Source organism: Citreimonas salinaria (assembly GCF_900107235.1).
In the GTDB taxonomy this organism is placed as follows: Bacteria; Pseudomonadota; Alphaproteobacteria; order Rhodobacterales; family Rhodobacteraceae; genus Citreimonas; species Citreimonas salinaria.
This window is the reverse complement of record NZ_FNPF01000003.1, coordinates 267056-291561: the sequence shown is the minus strand read 5'-3', so window position 1 is coordinate 291561 and position 24506 is coordinate 267056. Positions and strand designations below refer to the sequence as shown.

The 24506-nt window shown below is 68.7% G+C and carries 18 protein-coding genes; 10 read left to right on the top strand and 8 right to left on the bottom strand.

The window, feature by feature from the left end; translation table 11 throughout:
* Positions 1 to 26: 26 nt before the first annotated feature.
* From BLW27_RS05630 to BLW27_RS05605, 6 genes are all read right to left on the bottom strand, one after another.
* Positions 27 to 707 carry an endonuclease/exonuclease/phosphatase family protein gene (locus tag BLW27_RS05630; RefSeq protein WP_089880511.1) on the bottom strand — a complete coding sequence of 227 codons (681 nt, stop codon included), beginning with the start codon at positions 705 to 707 and terminating at the stop codon, positions 27 to 29.
* Positions 707 to 2107, bottom strand: coding sequence for a cardiolipin synthase (gene cls, locus BLW27_RS05625; RefSeq protein WP_245710785.1), 1401 nt, complete (start codon positions 2105 to 2107; stop codon positions 707 to 709). The genes BLW27_RS05630 and cls overlap by 1 nt, the downstream gene beginning before the upstream one ends.
* A 257-nt stretch (positions 2108 to 2364) precedes the next feature.
* Positions 2365 to 2628, bottom strand: a complete 264-nt coding sequence (locus BLW27_RS05620) for a hypothetical protein (RefSeq protein ID WP_089880506.1) — start codon at positions 2626 to 2628, stop codon at positions 2365 to 2367.
* Between the two features lie 135 nt (positions 2629 to 2763).
* A complete protein-coding gene (ligD, locus tag BLW27_RS05615; protein WP_089880503.1) occupies positions 2764 to 5286 on the bottom strand; it encodes a DNA ligase D in 2523 nt (840 codons plus the stop codon).
* Between the two features lies 1 nt (position 5287).
* A complete protein-coding gene (ku, locus tag BLW27_RS05610; RefSeq protein WP_089880500.1) occupies positions 5288 to 6283 on the bottom strand; it encodes a non-homologous end joining protein Ku in 996 nt (331 codons plus the stop codon).
* A 160-nt stretch (positions 6284 to 6443) separates the two neighbouring features.
* Positions 6444 to 8240, bottom strand: a complete 1797-nt coding sequence (locus BLW27_RS05605; protein ID WP_089880497.1) for a sensor histidine kinase — start codon at positions 8238 to 8240, stop codon at positions 6444 to 6446.
* Positions 8241 to 8495: 255 nt separating this feature from the next.
* On the opposite strand from BLW27_RS05605, the gene BLW27_RS05600 reads away from it, so the two are divergent.
* The 10 genes from BLW27_RS05600 (at position 8496) to BLW27_RS05555 (ending at position 22275) form a co-directional block, all read left to right on the top strand.
* Complete coding sequence (locus tag BLW27_RS05600; RefSeq protein WP_089880495.1) at positions 8496 to 9482, top strand: zinc-binding metallopeptidase family protein; 987 nt, start codon at positions 8496 to 8498, stop codon at positions 9480 to 9482.
* Positions 9482 to 11536, top strand: a complete 2055-nt coding sequence (gene glgX / locus BLW27_RS05595) for a glycogen debranching protein GlgX (RefSeq protein ID WP_089880492.1) — start codon at positions 9482 to 9484, stop codon at positions 11534 to 11536. The genes BLW27_RS05600 and glgX overlap by 1 nt, the downstream gene beginning before the upstream one ends.
* A 167-nt stretch (positions 11537 to 11703) precedes the next feature.
* The gene (locus tag BLW27_RS05590) at positions 11704 to 12615 is read left to right on the top strand and encodes a diacylglycerol/lipid kinase family protein (RefSeq protein WP_177177829.1); all 912 of its coding nucleotides are present in this window, start codon (positions 11704 to 11706) and stop codon (positions 12613 to 12615) included.
* Positions 12615 to 13406, top strand: a complete 792-nt coding sequence (locus BLW27_RS05585) for a metallophosphoesterase family protein (RefSeq protein WP_089880487.1) — start codon at positions 12615 to 12617, stop codon at positions 13404 to 13406. The genes BLW27_RS05590 and BLW27_RS05585 overlap by 1 nt, the downstream gene beginning before the upstream one ends.
* A gap of 140 nt (positions 13407 to 13546) precedes the next feature.
* Entirely contained in the window at positions 13547 to 14695 is a 1149-nt protein-coding gene (locus tag BLW27_RS05580; RefSeq protein WP_089880484.1) for an AI-2E family transporter, read from the top strand.
* Between the two features lie 279 nt (positions 14696 to 14974).
* Complete coding sequence (treZ, locus tag BLW27_RS05575; protein ID WP_089880480.1) at positions 14975 to 16708, top strand: malto-oligosyltrehalose trehalohydrolase; 1734 nt, start codon at positions 14975 to 14977, stop codon at positions 16706 to 16708.
* The gene (gene treY, locus BLW27_RS05570; RefSeq protein WP_245710784.1) at positions 16705 to 18945 is read left to right on the top strand and encodes a malto-oligosyltrehalose synthase; all 2241 of its coding nucleotides are present in this window, start codon (positions 16705 to 16707) and stop codon (positions 18943 to 18945) included. The genes treZ and treY overlap by 4 nt, the downstream gene beginning before the upstream one ends.
* A 73-nt stretch (positions 18946 to 19018) precedes the next feature.
* Complete coding sequence (locus BLW27_RS05565; RefSeq protein ID WP_342708045.1) at positions 19019 to 19510, top strand: YciE/YciF ferroxidase family protein; 492 nt, start codon at positions 19019 to 19021, stop codon at positions 19508 to 19510.
* Positions 19511 to 19623: 113 nt separating this feature from the next.
* Entirely contained in the window at positions 19624 to 20853 is a 1230-nt protein-coding gene (locus tag BLW27_RS05560) for a putative DNA modification/repair radical SAM protein (RefSeq protein WP_177177828.1), read from the top strand.
* Positions 20854 to 20856: 3 nt separating this feature from the next.
* On the top strand, positions 20857 to 22275 hold the full coding sequence (locus tag BLW27_RS05555) for a UdgX family uracil-DNA binding protein (RefSeq protein ID WP_089880471.1): 1419 nt from the start codon (positions 20857 to 20859) through the stop codon (positions 22273 to 22275).
* 230 nt (positions 22276 to 22505) lie between these two features.
* Here the strand turns inward: BLW27_RS05555 and BLW27_RS05550 are convergent, their stop codons facing one another.
* Positions 22506 to 23528, bottom strand: coding sequence for a uroporphyrinogen decarboxylase family protein (locus BLW27_RS05550; protein ID WP_089880469.1), 1023 nt, complete (start codon positions 23526 to 23528; stop codon positions 22506 to 22508).
* Positions 23529 to 23618: 90 nt separating this feature from the next.
* The gene (locus tag BLW27_RS05545; RefSeq protein WP_143042204.1) at positions 23619 to 24446 is read right to left on the bottom strand and encodes a c-type cytochrome; all 828 of its coding nucleotides are present in this window, start codon (positions 24444 to 24446) and stop codon (positions 23619 to 23621) included.
* Positions 24447 to 24506 lie beyond the last annotated feature (60 nt).

The window sequence follows — 24506 nt, the reverse complement described above, 5'->3', positions numbered from 1 at the left end:
GCCTCGCGAACGTCGCCGCCCCGCGCTCAACGCGCCTGCTGGACCTCGGCCCAGATCGGCAGGTGATCGGATGCCATGCCCGCCAGCCCGCCGCGGGCGACCCCGTGATCGAGGATCTGCACCGCCGATCCGTGGGCAAACCGGTCCAGAAACGCGGTAGGGCGGGATGCGTGAAAGGAGGGGCCCGGAGCAACGACGTGCAGCGCGTCCTGCCACGGCTCGAAGCCGCGCGCCATCGACCACTCGTTGAAGTCGCCCGCCACCAGTGCATGGCTTGCGACATGCCCGAGATGGCGCAGGATCGTCGCCATCTGAAGCTGCCGCCACCGCCGCAGAAGCCCCAGGTGCGTCCCGACGATCCAAATGCCCCCCACCCGCACCAGCACCGCGCCGCGCGGCTCGAGCCCCGGCAGGACAAGGCGCATCCGCGCCTCGACGGGCAGGTCCTTGCGCACGAGCACGGCGTTGCCGTGCCAGCCGATCCCGCCCGCGCCCAGCGACAGGTCGACCGGCCGCAGCGCGGTCTCGCGCTCGATCATCTCGCGCGGCAGCGCCGTTGGCCGCGCGCCCAGCCGCTTGTCGGCTTCCTGCAGAACGGCGACGTCGGGATCGAGTCCGTCGATCACGCGCAGCACCCGCGCGGGTGAGCGGCGCCAGTCCAGCCCCACCGCCTTGCGGATGTTGTAACTCACGATCCGCAGCGTCATCACAGCACCGGCGCCAGCAGCCGTGCGAGGCGCGCACCGATCCGCATCACCAGCGGTTGATGGCTCAGCGGCGTCTCCAGAAGGTCGGTGGCTTTCATGTCCTCCCGCAGCATCGCGTCGGTGCGGGCGGCAAACTCGGTATCCTCGATCATGACCATGGTCTCGAAGTTGAGGCGGAAGGAGCGGTTGTCCAGATTCGCGGTCCCGATCGAGGCCAGGTCGTCGTCGATCAGAACCACTTTCTGGTGCTGGAACCCGTCGCAATAGCGGTAGATCCGAACGCCCGCCTGGCGCAGTTCGTCGTAGAACGCGAAGGCGGCCAGCCAGGGCAGGTAGTGGTCGATGCGCGCGGGCACCAGCAGGCGCACGTCGCAGCCGTCAAGCGCCGCGCATTTCAGGGCCGACAGCGTGTCGAAATCCGGCACCACGTAGGGTGTCGCGATCCAGACCCTGTGCCGCGCCCGCATGATCGCCGAAAAGAAGAACAGCGCCCCGGTGTCGAAGTCGTCCGTCGGCCCCATCAGCACGGTGACCGCATCCACGCCTTCGGCGATCACATCCGGGCTCCAGTCCAGCCGTTCCAGCATCTCGCCCGTCTGCCAGTGCCAGTCCTGCACAAAGCCGAGCTGGATCTGCGACACGACGGGTCCCTTTAGAGCGATGTGGGTATCGCGCCAATGCCCCATCCCCGGATCGAGACCCAGATACAGGTCGGTCACGTTGTGCCCGCCCAAGGTTGCCCATTGCCCGTCGACGATCACCGTCTTGCGATGGTTGCGGAAGTTGACGCGGCTGCGCGAGGCCCGGTGCAGGGTCGTGCGCGGGTCTGGGAAGTGAACGCCGGCGTCGACGAGTCGGCGCCAGTAGGCGCGGGGCAGATTGTGGCTGCCGACCCGGTCGCACAGTAGCCGCACCGTCACGCCTCGGGCGGCGGCAGCGATGAGCCTGTCGGCGAAGTCCTGGCCCAGCCCGTCGTCGGCGATGGTGTAGAACTGCACCAGCACGTAGTCGTGCGCGCCGTCGATGGCCCGGAAGATCGCATCGAACGTGGCGTGGCCGTCGATCAGAAGCTCGGCGCTGTTGCCGCGCAGGACCGGCAGGCCCGCGAGCCTCGAGAAGATCCGCATCCGGTCCGACGTTGCGGGCGCGGTTCCGGGCACCGGCAGATTCGCGTTCTCCGTGAGCGCCAGAGTGTGGCGGTGCGACAGGCGTTGCCCGCGCAGCTTGTGCTGGCCGAAGACCACGTAGGCGGGCACAGCCACCCAGGGCGCCGCAACGAGAAAGATCGTCCACGCAAGCGCGCCTTGCGGTGTGCGCGCCGAAGACACCGCGCTCCAGACGCAGTAGGCGGCCGCGGCGATAAGCGCGACGCCGGTCAATGCAGTCAAATAGCCTGTCACGCGTCCTCTCTGCGCCTTGCGGTCGTCGTTGTCGCAGAGGGTCGTCGCGCCGCCGCGGAGTGTCAAACCGGAAGGCGGCAATCCGACACGTCAGCTGCGACGTCACACAGTCCCGCGCGGCATGCAAGGATCGTGCGACGACGCCGATCCGGCGCGCAGGTGATCAGGACGGTGCTGGAGCACCCCTGCCGGGTCACATGGCAGGGGCGCCGCAGCCTCTGCCGTGGCGCACCGCGCATAGTGGCCCGGGCCGATCGTCAGAACTGCTTCTCGGACACGGGAAGCCTGCGGAATTGGCGCAGGCAGTGCAGTTGCGCGTCCGTCAGCGGGCGCAGGAAGGAGATGGCGAAGTCGTCCGCGCCCTGGCGCACTACGTAGCCCGTCACCTTCTGGCCCATGATGCCGAACTGCACACGCTCGCCAGGCCTGGCCTCGGCTCGGCCCGCGCACTTCATTCCCGATGCGCTGACGTTGCGCACCTCCACGACCGATTCTGCGCGGCCGCCGAACGAGATGATCATCTGCCAGCTGCTTGGCCACCTGTTGGCCCGCTTCTCAAATCCCATGCGAATTGCCCTACATTTGAAATGCTGTGGGATCGGGAGTAGCGGAAAACCGTTAACCGGGCCTAAGGGCGGCCGTCACCGGAAAGTGAGTCACAACCGGGATTCGAGGCGTTTCAGAACCGCTGCCGACAGGGACACGGGACCCGGAGGAGGGGTGGCCTCGGGATCGCGGTTCAGCGCGTCGTCCAGGGTGAAGAGGTTCGCGCGGTCGGTGGCTTCCAGCTCGGTCCAGGTCACCGGCACGGCGACCGGCGCACCGGCGCGTGCCCGCAGCGACCACGGCGCGATGGCCGTGGCCCCGCGCTGGTTGCGAAGCCAGTCGATGAAGATGCGGCCCTTGCGCTTCGCCTTGGACATCGTGGCGGTGTAGCGTTCGGGCGCGTCGCGCGCGCAAAGCTCGGCCAGCATGCGCGAAAACAGCGAGACGGTTTCCCACCCGGCGGTGCGCCGCAACGGCACGACTACATGCACCCCCTTACCGCCGGTCAGCAACGGCCAGCTCGGCAGCCCCAGCGCATCCAGGCGGTCGCGGATCTCGAACGCGCCGGCTTTCACGGCGTCGAAGCCCAGCCCTTCATCCGGGTCCAGGTCGAAGACCATGCGGTCGGGGCGTTCGACCCGATCGTTCCGCGCGCCCCAGATGTGGAACTCGATCGTGCCCATCTGCACCGCGCCCACGAGGCCCGCGGCGTCGCGCACCGTCATGTATTCGGCTGCGCCCGACTTCTCGGCGATCTCGACGGTGCGGATCGCGTCGGGAAAGCCCTTGCCGGCGTGCTTCTGGAAGAACCGTTCGCCCTCCAGCCCCTCAGGCAGGCGGACCAGCGACAGCGGTCGGTCGCCGGCGAAGCGCAGCATGCGGTCGGCTGCGCGGGCGTAGTACTCGGCCACGTCGCGCTTGGTGTGGCGGGCCTGCGGAAAGACCCGCCGGTCGGGCGAGCTGAGCGAGATGCCGGCGATCGTCACCCGCCCGTTCGCGGCCGTCGTCGCGCGCTTGTCTCCCGCGTCCGCAACTGCCGCTGCCTTCGTGCTGCGCTGGGGCTTGGCGGGGGCGGAGCCGCGCGCCTTCGGCTTGGTTTCCGCCGCCGTCTCCAGCGCAGCCGTGGGCGGATCGCGGCGAACCTGGTCGGCCGGCTTGTCCTCGCGCAGGCCTTCGAAGCTGGGATGGCGCAGGCGGCCGTCCTCCGTCACTTCGGCGTAGCGCACTTCGACGACCAGCCGCGGCGTGACCCAGTTCATGCCGCGCGCTTCGGCGGCGGGCACCGGGGCGGGCGCGGTCTTGCGCGCCAGCGGCTTCAGCCGGGCGGCGATCTCGTCCATCGTGTCGGCATCCCAGCCGGTGCCGATCTTGCCGGCATAGACCATCTCGCCAGCTTCCTCGATCCCCAGCGCGAGCGAGGCGAAGGGCCGGCCCTTCTTGTCCGAGTCCTGCCAGCCGATCACCACGAACTCGTCGCGCTTGATGCACTTGATCTTTTCCCAGGCGGTCGAGCGTCCGCCGCGATAGGGAGCGTCCATCCGCTTCGAGATCAGCCCCTCGCCGCCGGTGTGGCAGACCCGGTCGAAAGCGTCCGAGGCGTCGCCGCGCAGGACCGGCGACAATTGAAGCAGCCCCAGCGGGGGCGTGTCGGTGAACAACTCCTCAAGAGCCGCGCGGCGGTTGGTCAGCGGCAGGCCCGTCAGGTCTTCGCCGTCGCGCTTCAGCAGGTCGAAGGCGTGAAAGTGGAACGGCCCACCCAGCTTGATCGCCTTCTGCAGGCGGCCGAAGCCATAAAGGCCCGCGCCCACGGTGATCTCGCCGTCGATCAGTGCTGCGTCGCAGGGCAACTCCTCGAACGCGGGAACCAGCGGCAGGAACCTGTCGGTCCAGTCGTGGCCGTTGCGCGTGTAGATGCGGGCACCACCCTTGCCGACGGCGACCAGCGCGCGATAGCCGTCGAACTTCAGTTCGTGCCAGCGCTGCTCGGGATCGCCAAGACGGTCCGTCAGCGTGGCAAGCTGAGGCTGGCGCCAGCGGGGCAGGGCGGTCTTGCGCGGGGGCGGCGGCGCCGTGGGCGCGTCTTCGGCAATGGCATCCATCGTGCGGCGGGTGGCGACGCTGGTGGTGTAGCGCTTGACCGGATCGGGGCCGTGGGCGGCGGCGTCCTCGTGCTTGACCAGCAGCCAGTTGACGCGCTTGCCTTCGGGCTTGAGGCGGATCATGTCCCACCGTCCGGTCATCCGCAGCCCGTGCAGCACGAACGACAGGTGGCCTTTCTTCAGCCCCTTGGCGACGTCCGACAGCGGCTGCCAGTGACCGACATCCCACAGCATCACCGTGCCCGCGCCGTAATTGCCCTTGGGGATCGTGCCCTCGAAGTCGAGATAGCTCATCGGGTGATCCTCGGTCTGGACCGCCAGCCGCTTGTCGGCCGGGTCGAGTGAGGGGCCGCGCGTGATGGCCCAACTGAGCAGCACTCCGTCGTATTCCAGCCGCAGGTCCCAGTGCAGCCGCGTCGCGTCGTGGTTCTGCATCGAGTAGACTGGGGCGAGACCGTCCGCCCGACCGCCATCGCGCGGCTCGGGCGTGACTTCGAAGTCGCGCTTGCCGTGATAGGCCTCGAGCCGCGTCATGTCAGGCGGTCTTCCGGCCCTTGGCCGGGGTGGACTTCGCGCTCGTGGATTTCTTCTCGGCGCCAGCCGTCGCCTTCGCGGGCGACTTGGTGGCCGTCGTCTTGGAGGCGGTGGACTTGGACGCGGCAGGCTTCGACCCGGTGGATTTCGATGCCGCCGGCTTCTTCGCCGTCGATGCGCGCGAGCCGCCCTTGGCGCCGGAATCCGCCTTCAGGCTGTCCTTCAGCGCCGCCATCAGGTCGACCACGTTGTCGCCGCCGCGGGTGCCGCCGGAGGTCTCGGCCCCGGCGCGGGCACGTGGCGTCTTGCGGTTCTTGCGCTTGGCGTCCAGCAATTCGCGCAGTGCGATGTCGTACCGGTCCTCGAAGGCCGCGGCCTCGAAGGGCTTGGTCTTGCGGTTGATCAACTCGGTCGCGACCGACAGCAATTCTTCGTCGGCCGGGTCGTCCTCGATCCCCGTGAACAGCGGATCGGCGTCCTTGATCTCGTCCGCGTAGTGCAGCGTCTCCAGCAGCAGCCCGTCGCCGCAGGGGCGGATGGCGCACAGGTATTCCTTGCCGCGCATGGTCAGCTGGCCCAGGCCCGTCATCTCGGTCTGGCGCAGCGCGTCGCGGACCACGCGATAGGCGTCCTCGGCCAGGTCGTCGGTGGGCACCACGTAATAGGGCTTGTCGAAATAAAGCGGCGGGATCTCGCAGGCGCCGACGAACTGTACGAGCTCCAGCGTCTTCTTGGTCTCCAGCTTGATGGCGTCGATCTCGTCGGGCTCCAGCAGCAGGTACTCGTCGTCGCCGACCTCGTACCCCTTCTTGATGTCCGAACTTTCGACCGCGCCGACGCCCGGCACGGTCTTTTCGTAGCGCACCCGCTGGCCCGAAGGGCCGTGGATCTGGCGAAAGCTGACGCGCGCGCCGCTGCTGGTGGCGCTGTGGATCTCGACCGGGATCGAGACCAGCGAAAGACGGATCTGACCTTTCCAGACTGCACGCGATGCCATGGCGTCTCCTGTGGGGGCGCGGATCGTGGCGCCTTCTGCGGCGCCCGACGTCTTCCGTCGCGACGCCCTGCCTGGCGTGCAAACGCGCAGGGCACAGGTTCGGTTGCACCCGGAGCGCCGCAGGCTGCCCGCCACGCTCGACGCACCCGCGGAGAAGGCCTCACCCTAGGCGGTGCGCGCTTTCGTCCGTTTCGTCATGCCGGCTGATCTGCAGCGTCATGCTGCACCGAAGCCCGTCGCGGCGGTAGTCTCGCTCGAGCGTGCCGCCGAGCGTCCTGACGACCGTCGTCTCGATGAGTTTGGTTCCGAACCCGGTATGCGTGGGCTCAGTGACGTCCCGCGCCCCGGATTCGACCCAGACCAGGTCGACCTCGGTCGCGCTGCGTTCGCCGGAACGGGTGCGCCAGGTGATGTCGATGTGCCCGTCCTCGCTGGCCAGCGCGCCGTATTTCATGGCGTTGGTCAGCAATTCGTGGACCAACAGTCCCACCGCGTTGGCCTGTGCCGCGTTCAGCGCCACCGGCGGCCCCGAGGCCCTGATCCGTCGGCCGACCTCTGAGACGTAGGTTTCGAACTGGCCCTCGATCAGGTCGTGCAGCTGCGCGATGCCGCCATCGCTGTCGAAGATGCTGTCATGCGTGCGCGAAATGGCCTGCAGCCGCCCGCCGAAGCGCGATCGGAAATCCTCCAGGTCGCGCGACGCCCGGATCGTCTGCGACGACACCGACAGCACCGTGCTGAGGATGTTCTTCACCCGGTGGTTCAGCTCCTCCACCAGGATCTGGCGATGGGCGTCTGCCTTCTTCTGCGCCGAGATGTCCTCGACGCAGGCGATCAGGTACTCGACCTCGCCGGCGTTGTCGCGCACGCAGCCCACGGTCAGGTTGATCCAGACCTGCGTTCCGTCGCCGCGGACATAGCGCTTCTCCATCGCGTATTCATCGCGTCGGCCGTCCAGGATCTCCTGCATGCACTCCAGGTCGCCGTCCAGGTCTTCCGGCGCGGTGATGTCCTGAAAGCGCCCGCGCTCGAGCTCGGCCTTGGAATAGCCGGCGATCTCGCACAGCTTCGAGTTCACCCGAAGCCACGAGCCATCGCGCGCCACGTGTGCCATGCCTATGGCGGCGTTCTCGAAGGTGGCGCGGAACATCGTCTCGGACCGGATCAGCGCGGCCTCGATCCGGTCGCGCTCGGACAGGTCGTAGAAGTAGCACACCAGGCCCGGGCGCCCGTCGGCGGTGGTGATCCGCTCGACGCGCCAGTCATAGGCTTCGAAGGTGCCCCCGGTGCGGCGCTCGGCCATGCCGGGGGTGGCGTATGGCTCGCCTGTTTCCAGCACCCGGCGGTAGATATCCACCACCTCGCTTGCGAAGGGTTCGGCCCAGGCCTGCCGCATCACCGCGCCGAGATCACGACCGATGATCGGCATTTCGCCCGCCAGCGCCTTCTCGGCGCCGGCGCTTACCAATTCTATGCGGAAATCGCCGCCGACCAGGATCACGCCGAAGGGCGCGTGGCGGACCACGTCGTGCAGCGCCTGGGACGAGGCGCGCAGCGCCCGTTCGACCGCACGTCGGCCGCTGATGTCGACTGCGGACGGGATCAGGGCGATAAGGTCGCCGTTGGTGTCGCGGTAGGGCGCGATCTGGAAATCGATGTCCAGCAGGGTGCCGTCGGCGACGCGGACCCCGGTGTCGTAGCGCACCGTCTGCCCGGCGCGCGCACGCTGCACCGCATCGCGCACCTGCTCGCGCACAGTCTGGTCATAGGTCCACCAGTCGCAGTCCCAGAACAGCTGGCCCACCACGTCCGAGCGCTGAATGCCGGACACCGCGAGCACGGGATCGTTGACTTCGAGCAGGCGGCCTTCGGGCGTCAGAAGTCCTATGAAGGCCAGCACGCTGTCGATCGTCTGGCCGGAGCCAAGTCTGACCAGTTCCTTGCTGTTCTCGGTCATGCTCGTCCGCGCTTGCTCCGTTCCGCCGGCCCCGGCCGTGCATCAGGTCTTCCGTCTTGCGGCCCGGCAGGACCGTCCGGCGTTCAGCCGGGGCTTCCGGCCGCGCCCGCACAGGGCTGCCCAACGCTATGCTAGTGCAACGGTTCCCGCGATACGATTGAAAAGCGACGATTCCCGGCGATCGGCCGCGACGGCATCTCGTGGAACAGTACCGGGCGTGTGGCGTTTACAATGACGGTCACTAGGGGCAAGTCGATGCAAACCTACAGATGTGCGGCATGCGCAGGCGTGCTGTACTTCGATAATATTCAATGCGGGTGCGGTCAGCAGATTGCGTACGATCCGGCGCGTGACGCGCTGGTTGCTCTGGATGTGCCCTGCGCCAATCGCGAAACCATCGGCTGCAACTGGGCCGGACCGTCGGGTGGCGGCCTGTGCCATGCCTGCGCGATGACTGACGTGCACCCTGACACATCCGTGGACGAGAACCGCGTGCTGTGGGCGCGGGCCGAGGCCGCAAAGCGCTGGGTTTTGGCCAATCTGATGCGCTGGGGGTGGTTCGCGCCGGGCGCCGCGGGCCCGCGCCCGCACTTTCGCCTGCTGTCCGAGCACACCGGCGCGGGCATCGAGACGGTGACGATGGGCCATGCCGACGGCGTCATCACGATCAACGTGACCGAGGCGTCGCATCCCACCCGCATCGCCCGGCGCGAGGCGCTGGCCGAGCGCTACCGCACGATGATCGGCCATTTCCGGCACGAGATCGCGCATTTCCTGTTCACGCTGCTGGCGCGGAACGCGGCCTTCACCGTCGCGTTCCGCGCCTTGTTCGGCGACGAGCGCCGCGACTATGACGCAGCGTTGCAGCAGCACTATGCCGACGGCCCGAGCGATCCCGGTTCGACCTTCATCACCGCCTATGCCGCGGCCCATCCACACGAGGATTGGGCCGAGACGGCAGCACACCTGATGCACCTCACGGACCTCACCGACAGCGTGTCGGCAGCCGGTCTGCGGCTGGACGGACACAAGCTGCCCCCTGACGCCTACGCCGAGCCGGACGCGAATGCTCTGGTGACCACCGCCACCGGCCTCGCGTTGGCGATAAACCACGTGAACCGCTCGCTCGAGATTCCCGATCTTTATCCCTTCGTCCTGACCGACGCGGTCCGGGACAAGCTGTCCTTCACCCATCACTGGCTGCGCCAACCCGTTCGCGCGGCCCAAGGGGAACCTGCCTGATGAAAGACGACACGAAAAAACCCGCCTTCGACCGCAACGTCCGCCGCAGCACCCGCCTGGGCGCGGATTACGACGGCGAGGGCACGAACTTCGCTCTGTGGTCGCACCACGCCACCCGCGTCGAATTGTGCCTCTACGACGAGACCGGCACGCACGAGACCGCCCGGCTGGACCTGCCCGACATGGAGGGCGGCATCTGGCACGGCTATCTGCCCGATGTCGGACCGGGACAGGCCTACGGCTATCGCGTGCACGGACCCTTCGCGCCCGAGGAAGGCCACCGCTTCAACCCCAACAAGCTTCTGCTGGACCCCTACGCGATGGAGGTGGTCGGCGATCTCGTCTGGGACGACGCGCTGTTCGGCTATCCGGTGGGCGGCAGCGACCTGGACATGGACGAGCGCGACAGCGCGCCCTTCATGCCAAAGGCCGTGGTCGTGGATCCGAATTTCGACTGGGACGAGGATCGCGCCCTGCGGAACCCCTGGGTCGACACGGTGATCTACGAGGCCCACGTGCGCGGCCTGACCATGCGCCACCCCGACGTGCCCGAAACCGCGCGCGGCACCTTCGAGGGGCTGGGACACCCGTCGGTGATCGAGCACCTCAAGAGCCTCGGCGTCACCACGGTCGAACTGCTGCCGATCCACGGCTTCGTCAAGGACCGCCACCTGGCGGACCAAGGGCTGACCAACTACTGGGGTTACAATTCGCTGTCCTACTTCGCGCCGCACCGCCCCTATCTGGCCAGCGGCCACCTGCGCGAGGTCAAGGAAGCGATCCGCCGCTTCCACAAGGCCGGGCTCGAGGTGATCCTCGACGTGGTCTACAACCACACCGCCGAGGGCAACGAGATGGGCCCGACGCTGTCGTTCCGTGGCATCGACAATGCCAGCTATTACCTGCTGTCGCCCGAAGACCCGCGCCACGGCTTCGACGTCACGGGCACCGGCAACACGCTGAACGTGTCCAACCCGATGGTGCTGCGCATGGTGCTGGATTCCTTGCGCTACTGGGTCGAGGCGCTGCACGTGGACGGGTTCCGCTTCGATCTGGCCTCGACCCTCGCGCGCGAGGAGACGGGATTCGAACGCGAGGGCGCGTTCTTCGCGGCGATCCGGCAGGATCCGGTGCTGCGCGGCGTGAAGCTGATCGCCGAACCATGGGACATCGGCGAGGGCGGCTATCAGGTCGGCGCCTTCCCGTGGCCCTTCCGCGAATGGAACGACAAGTTCCGCGACGACCTGCGTGCCTTCTGGCGCCGCGACGAGGGCATGAAATCCGCCGTGTCCGAACGCCTGCTGGGCAGCCCGGTGCAGTTCGACCACGATCACCGGCCGGCGACCAGCTCGATCAACTTCCTGGCCGCGCATGATGGCTTCACGCTGATGGACACGGTCAGCTACAACGAAAAGCACAACGAGGCCAACGGCGAGGGCGGCCGCGACGGGCACGACAACAACCTCAGCGACAATTGCGGCATTGAGGGCGAGACCGACGACGAGCAGGTCATCGCCACGCGCAAGCGGCGGCTGCGTTCGATGCTGACGTCGCTGTTCCTGTCGCAGGGCGTGCCGATGCTGCTGGCGGGGGACGAATTCGGCCAGACCCAGGGCGGCAACAACAACGCCTACAACCAGGACAACGAGATCACTTGGCTGGATTGGGAGCGCGCCGACGCCGGACAGATCCGCTTCACCGCCGCGCTGACGCAGCTTCGCACCGAGCTGGGGCTGGGGCACGAACGCTTCGCCGGCCACGATGAAGGGCCGGCCGTGCGCTGGTGGCACCCCGAAGGCCGGCCGGCGGCGGACGAGGACTGGAACGACGAGATCCTGATCGCGGAACTCGAGGATCCCGAGCGCCGGATCATGGTGATCCTGAATGCCGGGGACCGCATGGACGTGTCCCTGCCGAAAGGCGATTGGCAGTTGCGGCTGGACACCGCGCGCGGCGATCCGGCCGCGCACGAGACGGTCCGCGGCAGGATCGACGTCGATTGGCAATCCGCCCTGGTTCTGACCCGCGCGCCGGGTGAGCGGGCGACGGGATGACGGCGATGACGCAACCACCGACGTATGCCGAAAAAAAAACCGCTCCAGACGGCCAGAGCGCTCCCGAAGGCGCTCGGGCGTCCGGCCCGGCACCGCTTGATCGGCCGCCTGGCCGGACGACATCCGGCCAGGCCGGAAAGGGCGCCTGCCCCGGCCGCACGCTGGTGATGCTGAACCGCGCCTCGGGCCGGAAGCGCGCGCGAGACGAGACGGACGACCTCGAGCGTCGGATCGGCGGCATGGAAGGCTTCGAGGTGCGCCGCGTCGATCCCAAGGCCGGGCTGGAACAGCCCGTCCGCGAGGCGGCGGCACAAGGATACGACACCATCGTCGCCGCCGGCGGCGACGGCACGGTCAGCGCCTTCAGCGGCGTGCTGTCGGAAACCGGCACCCGGCTGGGCGTGCTGCCGATGGGCACGTTCAACTTCCTCGCCCGCAGCATGGGAATCCCCGAGGATATCGACGAGGCGCTGGACGTGCTGCGCTCGGGCACCGAAAGGCGGATCGCCCTGGGCGAGATCAACGGACGGACCTTCATCAACAATGCCAGCCTGGGCGCCTACGCGGCGGTTCTCGAAGCGCGCGAGAAGATCTATGCTCGCTGGGGCCGCAGCCGTCTGGCGGCTTACTGGTCGGTCATCGTCGCGATGCTGACGCTCTACCGGCCGCTGAAGATGACCGTGACGGTGGACGGCATCGAACACCGCGTCCGGTCTCCGATGGCGTTCATCGCGATCCGGCCCTACCAGCTCGACGAGTATGGGCTGGAGGGAGCGGACGCTGTGCGCGACGGGCAGCTTGCGCTGTACCTCGCGCCCGACGGCGGCAGGCTGCAGTTGCTGTGGCGCGCCTTCAAGATCCTGACGCGCCGGGTGAACCCGGGCGAGGATTACAGGCTGATGACCGGAAGCGAGTTCGTGATCCGGACCGAACGGACCCGCCAGCTGGTGGCGCGCGATGGCGAACGCGAACGGATGAAGGGGCCGTTCACCGTGCGCCTGAAACCGGATGCGCTGGGCGTGATCGTGCCGACGCAGCGCGCGACCGAGGGCGCGGAAGAAACGGCGCGGACCGAGTGATGCGCCTCGTCCTGATCGCAGACCTCCACTTCGGTCACGAAAGCCCAAGCCTGGTGTCCCGCCTGCACGCGGCCATCACCGGAGCGCGCCCGGACCTCATCGTCGTCGCGGGCGACTTCGTCCAGCGCGCGCGTGCGTCGCAGTACCGCCCGGCGCGCGCCTTCGTGGATGAGTTGACCGCGCCGTGGATCGCCGTGCCGGGCAACCACGATATCCCGCTGTTCAACCTGCCCGCGCGCCTGCTGGCACCCCGGGCGGCGTTTCGCCGCTGGATCGGTCCCGAGACCGAGCCGGTCTGGGAGGGCGACGGGGCGCGGGTGATCGGCCTCGACACCACCGACCGCTGGAGCCATCAGCGCGGCCGCGTGGATAAACGCCAGATCGACCGCGTCGGCGCGATGATCCGCGAGGCCGGCGACAGGCTTCCGATCATCCTGGCGCATCATCCCTTCCACCACCGGCCCGAGGTCGCCAAGTCGTTGATGCGCGGCGCGCCCGAGGCGCTCGACGCCTGGGCGGAATGCGGCGCGCACGTGATCCTGTCGGGTCACCTGCACACCTTCCTGGTCGAGCCGTTCGTCGCCCGGAAAAGCGACGGCCAGACCCTGCAGGTTCACTGCGGCACCTCGGCGTCGTCGCGTCTGCGCGGGCAGGACAACGACTTCGCCATCCTCGATGTCGGCCACCGCTCGATCGAGGTGACGCGCATGGTGTTCTCGGAGGGCGCCGCTTTCGACCGCGCGTCGCGCATGGCCTATACCGCGGGCCCCGACGGCTGGGTGCAGGCCTAGAATTGCTCGGGACGGCGGGAACCGCCGCCGCGCCGACGGGTTGGATTTGGCACGGCAACGCGTGCGCCGGTTGGGGACCGATCCATTGAGCACGACAAGAACGCTTGGCAGAAGCGCGGGCGGCGGGGCAGAGCGCGCCGATGAGCGATAGCCACGAGCCCGCCACCGCCGAGCCCAAGGAAACGCATGCGGCCCTCGCGCCGTGCTGGGCGGTGGTCGGCATCTTCCTGATGCTCTTTGTGGCCGGGTTGGCCTATGCGCGTGCTTTCCTGATGCCCGTGGTGCTGGCGCTGCTGCTTCAGCTCGTCTTCAGCCCGCTGCGGCGGCAGATGGAGCGGATGGGCCTGTCCGCCGGCCTGTCCGCCGGCATCATCATGGCCACCCTCGTCGGCGTGCTGACCCTCGGCGCCGCCAGCCTGGCCGTGCCCGCGCGCGACTGGATCGCCCGCGCGCCCGACATCAGCTACGAGTTGCGCGAGAAGATCGAGCAGATCCGCGGCACCACCGAGACGGTGCAGGACGCCGCCGAACAGATCGACGAGATCGCCGAGGGCGAGGACGAGCCCGGCGTGCAGCGCGTCAAGGTCGAGGAGGAAGGCGGCGGCGCGCTGTCGCTTGCGCTGTCGCTGCCCGGCATCCTGGCGCAGGTGGTGTTCACGCTGGTCCTGCTGTTCTTCCTGCTGGCGTCGGGCGACATGTTCCACGAGAAGCTGGTGCACGTCATGCCCACCTTCCACGACAAGCGTCGCGCGATCCGGGTGGCCTACGATATCGAGCGCAAGCTGTCGCGCTACCTTCTGACGATCACCGCGATCAATGCGGGGCTGGGCGTCGCGATCGGTGCCGCGATGTGGTGGCTGCAGATGCCCAATCCCGCCCTGCTGGGCATCGCCGCGTTCCTGCTCAACTTCATCCCCTATCTGGGAGCGCTTCTGGGCGTGCTCGGCTCGGGGTTGATCGCCTTCGTCACCCTCGAGACGCTCGAGCAGTCGGCGGTGGTGGCGGCGGTGTATTTCATCATCACCAGCCTCGAGGGCCAGGTCGTGACGCCGGTGCTGGTGGGGCGGTCGCTTCGGCTGAACCCGGTGGTGGTGTTCCTATCCGTGACGCTGTTCGCCTGGCTTTGGTCGGTGGTCGGCATGCTGGTCGCCACCCCGCTTCTGGTCGCGGCGCGCACCTTCTGCGACCACATCCCCGCCCTGCACGGCGTCGGCCACTTTCTGTCGGCTCGCGGCGACGAAGGCACGCGCGACGAGACCGAGCAGGCCGGCCATCGCGGCCACGACTGAGGCGATTGCCCGTGCCGCAGCGCGCCTCAGGAACGTCATCGTCGACCCGGGCGTTAGCACGTGAAGACGTAGCGATCGGGGAAAGCCAGGCCGAGGATATTCATCGGTTCCGGCGTGGTCCGGGGGATGGCACTCGCCCTGTCCGCCGCGCCGCGATGGACCTGCCGCCGCAATCCCGCCCGTTGGCCGCGCATCCCCGGGCCGGCGTGGCGACCGAAACGAACACCGGCCGTGCCTGGGCGCCTCCGCCAGGCCTGACGCCGCTTGGAAGGAGCCGCAATGACCGAAGCAGCCGCGCATCCGGCGCATTTCTGGGGACCGCGCCCGTCCTCGGGCGGCACGTGGGACTTCGCGCTATGGGCGCCGGACGCCTCTGCCGTGGCGCTGCGGCTGGACGCGGGCGACGAAGGCGATAGCGATCTCGCCATGCGGCGGGGCGAAGACGGTGTCTGGCACGGCGCCCATGCTGCGCGGGCAGGCGACCGCTACGGATTCGTCGTGGACGGGACATACGTACCCGACCCGGCATCGCGCCTGCAGGGCGGCGGGGTTCACGATCCCTCGATCTTGGTCGAACCCGCGGCCGCCGACACCGCAGGCTGGACCGGCCGCGACTGGGCCGAGGCGGCGATCCTGGAGATCCACGTGGGCACCTTCACCGCGGAAGGCACCTTCGCCGCAGCCGCGCGCCGTCTGCCCGACCTGGCCGAGACGGGCGTCACCGTGGTCGAGCTGATGCCCGTCGCGCAGTTCGCCGGCGACCGAGGCTGGGGCTATGACGGGGTGCTGCCCTACGCGCCGCATCCGGCCTACGGCTCGCCCGAGGACCTGAAGGATTTCATCGCCGTGGCGCATCGCGCCGGCATCGCGGTGCTTCTGGACGTGGTCTACAATCACTTCGGCCCCGAAGGCGCCTATCTGCACGTCACTTCGCCCCGGTTCTTCGGCGAAGGCACGCACACGCCCTGGGGCCCGGCGATCGACTACGGCCTGCGCCCGGTGCGCGAGTTCGCGCTGCAGAACGCCGAGATGTGGGTGCGCGACTACGGATTCGACGGGCTGCGGCTGGACGCGGTGCACGCCATCGCGGACCCCGGCAAGCCGCACCTGATCACCGAGATGGCCGAACGTCTGCGCGCGCTGGACCTGGGCCGCCCCGTGCACCTCGTGACCGAGGACGAGCGCAACCTGCCGGACTTCCAGGACGAGGGCACGGCCGTTGCCACCTGGAACGACGATTACCACCACGCGGTGCACGCGCTGACCACGGGCGAGGCCGACAGCTATTACGCGCCCTTCGCGGTCGATCCGATGGCCGACCTGGTGACCGCGCTGGAACGCGGGCAGGTGGACGAGGGCCAGCAGCGCCCGAAGGGCGAGCCGCGCGGCGCGCCCTCGGGCCACCTGCCGCCCACCGCCTTCCTGCACGCCAACCAGACCCACGACCAGATCGGCAACCGCGCGCAGGGCGACCGGCTGATCGCCCTGATCGGACCCGAGCCGATGCGCGTGCTGCACGCGCTGCTGCTGACCTCGCCCTACATCCCGATGCTGTTCATGGGCGAGGAGATCGGCGCGCGCACGCCGTTCCGTTTCTTCGTCGGGTTCGAGGGCGACCTGGCCGAGGCGGTGCGCAAGGGACGCGCCGAGGAGTTCAAGGCCTTCGCCTCCTTCGGCGAAGGCGTGCCCGACCCGGTGGCGCGCGATACCTTCTCCGGCTCGCGCCCCTACGATCACCCGCCCGAGGATACCGAGGACTGGCGTGCGCTGACCCGTTCCCTGCTGCGTCACCGCGCCGAGAAGGTGGTGCCGCTGCTGAAGACCCGCCGGATCGAGGCCGGCGTCGGCCAGACCGGCCCGCGCGCGCTGCGCGCCCTGTGGCGCTTCGAGGCCGGTCAGATCGAGACGGTCGCCGCCCTCGGCACCCCCTATGATCCCATTCCCGGCGCCGACCTGACGCAGGGTGCGCCCGGCGACGCCTACGGATTTGCCACGAAAGTCACGTTCACATGATACGACCCACCGCGACATACCGCCTGCAACTGCGAGACGACGTGACGTTCGACGATGCGCGCACGTTGCTGCCGACGCTGGCGGGGCTGGGCTTCAGCCATCTCTACCTGTCGCCCATCTTCACGGCGACCGAAGGCTCGGCCCACGGCTACGATGTCACCGATCCGGCCGAGATCGACCCTTGCCTGGGCGGAGAGGCCGCCTTCGTCGCGCTGGCGCAGGCCGCGCATGACGCGGGCCTCGGCATCGTTCTCGACATCGTGCCCAACCACACCGCCTTCACGGTCGAGAACCCGTGGCTGCGCGACGTGCTGCGCCACGGAGCGGACAGCCGCTATGCCCGCCACTTCGACATCGACTGGACCGAGCGGCTGGTGCTGCCCTGGCTGGCCGAGCCGTTCGACACGATGCTCGAATCCGGCCGCCTGTCGGTTTCGGACGGCGTGCTGAAGGCCGACGCCCTGGAGATCCCGCTCGCACCGGGCACCGGGGAGGGCGACGTGGCGGATGTCCTGGACCGCCAGCCCTGGCGGCTGACGCACTGGGTGCGCGAACGCGACGGCATCACGCACCGCCGCTTCTTTACGGTGACCGACCTGATCGGCATGAGGATCGAGGACGACGCGGTGTTCGAGGATTGCCACGCCAAGATCTTCGACCTGATCGACCGGGGACTGGTCGACGCGCTGCGCATCGACCACGTCGACGGGCTGGCCGACCCCGAGAGCTACCTTCACCGTCTCCGCGACCGGGTGGGTGACATCCCGGTCTGGGTCGAGAAGATCCTGACCGACGACGAGGTGCTGCCCGACTGGCCGGTCGAGGGCACCACCGGCTACGAGGCCGCGCGCCACATCGCGCGCCTGCTGACGGACGCGGATGGCCACGCGATGCTGCTGGACGCGTGGTCGCGCGACACCGCTCTGCCGGCTGATTTCCACGCCGTCGTGCGTGACGCGAAGAACCAGGTCCTGCGCGAGGAACTGGCCGCCGAGCTGCTGGCACTGATCGACCTCGGCCAAGGTGCCGTGGCCGAGGCCGGTGACGATCACGGTGCCGAGGCGGTGCGCGAGGCCGTGATCGGCCTGCTGATCGCCTTCCCGCGCTACCGGACGTATTTCCGCGACGGCCTGGCACGGGACGAGGATCGCGCGCTGATGGCCAGGGCCGCCGACGACGCCGCCGCCGGCCTGCGCAGCCGCACCGTGGTCGACCTGCTGGTCGCCGCCATGATCGACCCCAAGGGCCCGGCGGGCGCACGGTTCCGCACGCGGTTCCAGCAGGTCACCGGCGCGCTGATCGCCAAGGCGCACGAGGACACCGCCGCCTTCCGCCAGACGGCCTTCCTTGCCGCCTGCGAGGTCGGCGCCGATCCCGACGACGCGGTGGGGAGGCCGCCCAAGATCGAGAAATGGTGCGCCCGCCGCGACCCGCACGCGATGACGCTGACCTCGTCGCACGACACCAAGCGGTCCGAGGATTCTCGCATGCGCCTGGTGGCGATGTCACACCTTCCGGACGCGTTCCTCGACCTGCTGCGCGCCGCGCAATCGCTGCCCGGCGCCGACGCGGTGCGCCCGCAGGAGCGGTGGTACATGGTGCAAGCTGCGCTGGCCGTGTGGGACGAACCCGATCCCACGCTCGAAACCCGGCTGGCCGACCACCTGATCAAGGCGCTGCGCGAGGGCAAGGACATCACCACCTGGACCCACACAAACGACGAGGCAGAGGCCGCGGTGCTGGCCTTCGCCGACGCGCTGTGTGCCGCGTGGCGCCGCAACCCGCCGCCGGCGCTGGATGCGCTGATCGCGCGCGGCGAGATGCTTGGCCTGGCGCAGCTGGCGTTGAAGATGACGATGCCGGGCGTTCCGGACGTCTATCGCGGCGCGATGGGGCCCTACCTTGCGTTGACGGATCCCGACAATCGCCGCCCGGTCGACCCGGCACGGTTCGAGACGTGGCCGCAGGCGCCGGGCTTTGCGGGCGACAAGTTCCGCCTTGGCTGCGCGCTGCTGGGCTTGCGCCAGGACCGGGCGGATTTCTTCGACACCGCCGAAACGCGCTTTGGCGGCGACGGTGGCGCGGGTGAACTGACGCTGACGCGGCAGGCCGGGCAGGACAAGCTGGACGTCACGATCCGTCCGGCCGACGCGGCCCGCCCGCTGGCGATCCACTGGAACGGCAAGACGCTCGAATACGATCTCGCCGCGGCCCAGGTCGACGACGGCGCGGGCTAGGGATGGGACGGAACAGGGCGCGCCGCGGTTTCGTTGTCCGGGAAAGCACAGCCATCCCGGAAAGGAGATCGCCATGGACGACCTCAAGGACCTATATATCGACCAGATGCAGGACCTTCTCTCGGCCTGCAGGCAATCGCGTGACATCGTCATCGAACTGGAAGAAGCGGCCAAGGACGAGCGCCTGAAAGAGGCGCTGCATGCCGGCCACAAGGGCATCGCCGACGGCATGGAGATGCTCGCCGCCATCGTCCATGAGCACGGCGCGCAGCACGAAGGCGAGCATTGCCAGGGCATGCAGGGCCTCGTCGCCGAGGCGCGCGCGCATGTGCTGGAAGAGACGTACTCGGACGACGACGTGCGGGACGCGATGATCATCACGCAATATCAGCGCATGGCGCATTACGCGATCGCCGGCTACGGCTGCTGCAAGGCCTTTGCCCAGAGGCTCGGCCTCGACGAGGAAGCGGCGAAGATCGACAAGCATCTGTCGCACACCTATCACGGCGACGAGACCATGACCGAACTGGCCCGCGGCGGCATCAACCGGGCCGCGGCCACCTGAGCGGCTGGCACATTCGATGATCCGAACGATGGCGGTCCTGCGGGGCCGCCATTTTCCTTGCGCTCACGGCACCGTGCCTTGCGCGCCCCGCGCGCGGAACGTATCGGGAACACATGGCTCGGATGACGATACAGGACAAGCTGGCGCTGCTATCTGACGCGGCGAAATACGACGCGTCCTGCGCGTCGTCGGGCACGTCCAAGCGCGGCTCGCGCGATGGCAAGGGGCTGGGGTCGACCACCGGGTCGGGCATCTGCCACGCCTACGCGCCCGACGGGCGATGCATCTCGCTCCTCAAGATCCTGATGACGAATTACTGCGTCTTCGACTGCGCCTATTGCGTGAACCGCGCCTCCAGCAACGTGCCGCGCGCGCGCTTCACCGTGGACGAAGTGGTCTGGCTGACGACCGAGTTCTACCGCCGCAACTACATCGAGGGGCTGTTCCTGTCCTCGGGCATCATCAAGTCCTCGGACTACACGATGGAGCAGATGGTGCTGATCGCCGAGACGCTGCGCGCGCAGGGCTTCCGCGGCTACGTGCATCTCAAGACGATCCCCGACGCCGCGCCCGACCTGATCGAGCGCGCGGGCCTGGCCGCCGACCGGCTGTCGATCAACATCGAACTGCCGACCGACGCCAGCATCAAGGCCTACGCCCCCGAAAAGGACGCGCGCAGCATCCGCGCCGCGATGGGCAAGGTCCGCCTGACTGGCGAGGATTACGCCGACCGCTCGCATACCGGCCGGCGGCGGGGCCGGTTCGCACCGGCCGGGCAGTCGACGCAGATGATTGTCGGCGCCGACGGCTCGGATGACGCGACGATCCTGGGCAATGCCGACCGGCTCTACGGCGCCTACGGGCTGAAGCGGGTCTATTACTCGGCGTTCTCGCCCATTCCCGACGCCAGCGCCGTGCTTCCGCTGGTCGATCCGCCGTTGATGCGTGAACATCGCCTCTACCAGGCCGACTGGCTGCTGCGCTTCTACGGGTTTGAGCTGTCCGAGATCGTGACGCGCGACCGCGCCGGGATGCTGGACCTGGACGTCGACCCCAAGCTCGCCTGGGCGCTGGCGAACCGCGACCGTTTCCCGGTCGACGTGAACCGCGCGCCGAAGGACTTGCTGCTGCGGGTGCCCGGCTTCGGCACGAAGATCGTCGACCGGATCGTAGCGGCGCGCCGCTCGGGCAGCCTCGGACTCGAGGACATCCGCCGCATGGGCGGGCGCGTGAAGCAGGCGCGACCCTTCATCGTGACGAAGGATCACCACCCTGCCGCCAAGCTGGATGCCGCCGACCTGCGCGCGCGCTTCGTCAAGCCGCAGCAGATGGAGCTGTTCTAGCCCATGTTCGCCCCGCGCCTGCCGCGCATCGGGACCGAATCCGCGTGGCGCGATGCCGCACGCAGGCTGGCGTCGAAGGGCGTGCCGCCCGAGGCGGTCGATTGGGGGCTGGAAGGTGACGCAGCCGCGATGTTCGACGACCCGCTGCCCGCGACGGGCACAGCCTTCACCGTTGCGCGCGGCTTCGTCGACCTGGCGCGGGTGCTGATCCCCGAGCGGTCGGGCCAGGGGATGGCGGTGGCCTACGCCCTTCTCGTGCGCCTGCGCGACGACCCCAGGCTGCTGGACCGCCGCGCCGATCCGCTGGTGGCGCGGGCCGATCGCATCGCCAAGGACGTCCGCCGCGACCTGCACAAAATGCACGCCTTCGTCCGCTTCCGCGAGGTCGGCGACCAATCCGTCCGCCGCCGCTTCGCGGCCTGGTTCGAACCAGCGCACCGGATCGAGGAGCCGGTGGCCGACTTCTTCGTGAACCGCTTCGGCGACATGGACTGGATCATCGCTACGCCGGAGGTCACGTTGATTTATCACGGTAGTGCGCTCCGGATGGAGGCGAAGGCGTCCACCCGCCTGGACGAAGGCGACCCGATCGAGGCGCTGTGGACCACCTATTACAGCAACATCTTCAACCCCGCGCGCCTGAAGGTCGACGCGATGAAGGCCGAGATGCCGGTGAGATACTGGCGGAACCTGCCCGAGGCGCGGGTCATTCCCCAATTGATCGCCGGCGCACGCGCCAAGGTCACGGCCATGCACGAGGCCGGGTTCAGCACGCCGCCGCCGCAATTCGACCGCCGGAGGATGACCATGCCGGAGAACCTTGACGCCACCCCTCTCGACGCGCTGGCCCGCGAGGCCGCCGGCTGCACGCGCTGTCCGCTTTACTGCGACGCCACGCAGACCATCTTCGGCGAAGGCCCCGAGGATGCGCGCGTGATGGTGGTGGGCGAACAGCCCGGCGACCAGGAGGATCTTGCCGGCCGGCCTTTCGTCGGCCCGGCGGGTCGTCTCTTCGACGAACAGGCCAAGGCGGCGGGTCTCGTGCGCAAGGGCGTCTACGTCACCAACGCGGTCAAGCACTTCAAGTTCGTGCAGCGCGGCAAGCGCCGCATCCACCAGCGCCCCGACGCGGGCGAGGTCACCGCCTGCCGCTGGTGGCTGGACCGCGAGATCGCGACCGTGAAACCCGACCTGATCGTCGCCATGGGTGCGACGGCGCTGCAGGCGCTGACTGGGTCGGGCAAGGGCATCCTGAAGCGGCGTGGCGGGGTCGAATCCGGCCCCGACGACATGCGCGTCCTTGCGACCGTGCATCCCAGCTACCTGCTGCGCCTGCCTGATCGCGAAGCGCGGGCGCGGGAAACCGATCTCTTCCGCGCCGATCTGGCCCGGGCGCGCGACTTGGTGGACGAGGCGCGGTAAGGCGGCGCGCGAGTCGCGGTCGCTCGGGTTTTCGTCACCGTTTAACGATGGGACATGGGCGCTCCGCGGTCCTGCCACGATCCGGACACATCCCGAGGCCAAACACGGAACACGGCCGCAAGGCGACCCCGGCGCTTCGCCCCAACAGCCCCCACCGAAGGGCGGAGTGCCGGGGGGAAATTACCCCCGGCACCGATTTCCGACGCGTCAGTCGCGCCGCGTGCCGGCCGCTACTGGTGCTCGGCCCGCACGATGGCGGCGCCGTCGGCCATCGCCTTCATCTTGCCGAAGGCCACGTCGTGGGGCAGGTATTTCAGCCCGCAATCCGGCGCCACGATCACCTTGTCCGCGTCCACGTGCGGCAGCGCGCGGCGGATGCGGTCTGCGATCACCTCGGGCGTCTCGACCTTCATGTCCGACAGGTCGACCACGCCCAGAATGATCGTCTTGCCGCGCAGGTTCTCCAGCACCGAGGTGTCGAGGTTGCTTTGCGCGGTCTCCAGGCTGATCTGGTTGCAGTGGCAACCTGACAGCTGCGGCAGGAAGGAATAGCCCTCGGGGCGGGCATGGATGATCGCGGCATAGCCGAAGCAGATGTGCAGCGCTGTGGTGCCGGCCGCACCCTCCAGCGCGGCGTTGACCGCTTCCAGCCCGTATTCCTCGGCCGCCTCGGGGCGGGCCTGCATGTAGGGCTCGTCGATCTGCACCACGTCTGCGCCGGCGGCGAACAGGTCGGCGATCTCTTCCTTGACCGCCTGTGCGTAGGCCAGCGCCACCTTGCGTGGATCGCCGTAATGGTCGTCCTGCGCCTGCTGCGCCATGGTGAACGGGCCGGGCAGGGTGATCTTGACCATCCGGTCGGTGTGGCGGCGCAGGAACTTCAGGTCCTCGACCTCGACCGCGTGCTTGCGGCGGATGTCGCCGACGATGCGCGGCACCGGGTTGGGGTGGCCCGAGCGGTCGAGCGCGGTGCCCGGGTTGTCGATGTCGACCCCGTCCAGCGCGGTGGCGAAGCGATTGGAATAGCTCTCGCGCCGGATCTCGCCGTCGGTGATGATGTCCAGGCCGGCCTCTTCCTGCAGCTTGATCGCCTCGATCGTGGCCGAGTTCTGCGCCTCTTCGAGGTGCTCGGGCGGGATGCGCCATAGCTCGGCCGCGCGGGTGCGGGGCGGGAATCGGCCGCCAAGCTTGGCGCGGTCGATGATCCAGTCGGGCTGGGCGTAGCTGCCGACGAGCGAGGTGGGAAAGAGCATGTTTGTCCTCTCTGGTTGGGGCGCGGCGCGGGTTGTCCCGCGCCGCATTCTGATGTCCGGCACCCGGACCGTGGTCCAGATATCGGTGTTTCAGGCGTCCGGCGCGCCGGGAATCGAGCGCAGGTACAGGACCAGCGCGTTCATGTCCCGCTCGGTCATCTTGTCGAAATAGACATAGGGCATCGGCGGCAGCATCGGGCTGCCGTCGGGCCGCGTGCCGGTGATCATCTGCTTTACCTCGGCGTCGCTGTAGTCGGCCAACCCGGCGGGGTGATTGGTCAGGTTCGGCGCGATGGAGGTTCCCCACGGCCCGTGGAATTCGAACCCGCCGCGCGCAAAACCGGCACCCCAGTCGGGGCCGGTCGGTGTCATCGGGCTGTGACACTCCATGCAATGGCCGAGCGCGGCCAGGTAGGCGCCGTACTCCACCGTCTCGCCCGGTTCGGGCGCCGACACGGTCTGCACCGGGGGGCCGTAGGCGGGGGGAAGGGGAATGTTGTAGGTGCTGGTGCCCGGGTCGCTTTCGATGGCCGGCACCGTGCGCAGATAGGCCACGATCGACGACAGGTCCTCGTCCGAGATCGCGCGGTAGGCCGCGAAGGGCATCGGCGGGCCGATGATCGTGCCGTCGGGGCGGACGCCCTCGCGGATCGCCTTCGCCAGTTCGGCGTCGGTCCAGTCCGCGATGCGCGAGGCGGGGGTGATGTTCGGCGCGATCGCGGTGAAGGCGACGCTGTCCTCGACCACCCGCCCGGTCAGGTCGTTCGCCATGTCGAACCCTGCCGGCCCGATCGGCGTGTGGCAGTTGCCGCAGCCCATGACGGTCTGCACCAGATATTCGCCGCGCTCGACATCGCCCTCGGCCATCGCGGGCGAAACGGCCAAGGCCGTCACGCCCGCCAGCAGTAATGATTTCATGATATCCTCCCGGTTGTGCGGGCCGCCGCGAAAATGCACGGGGCCCGCGACGAGGATAGC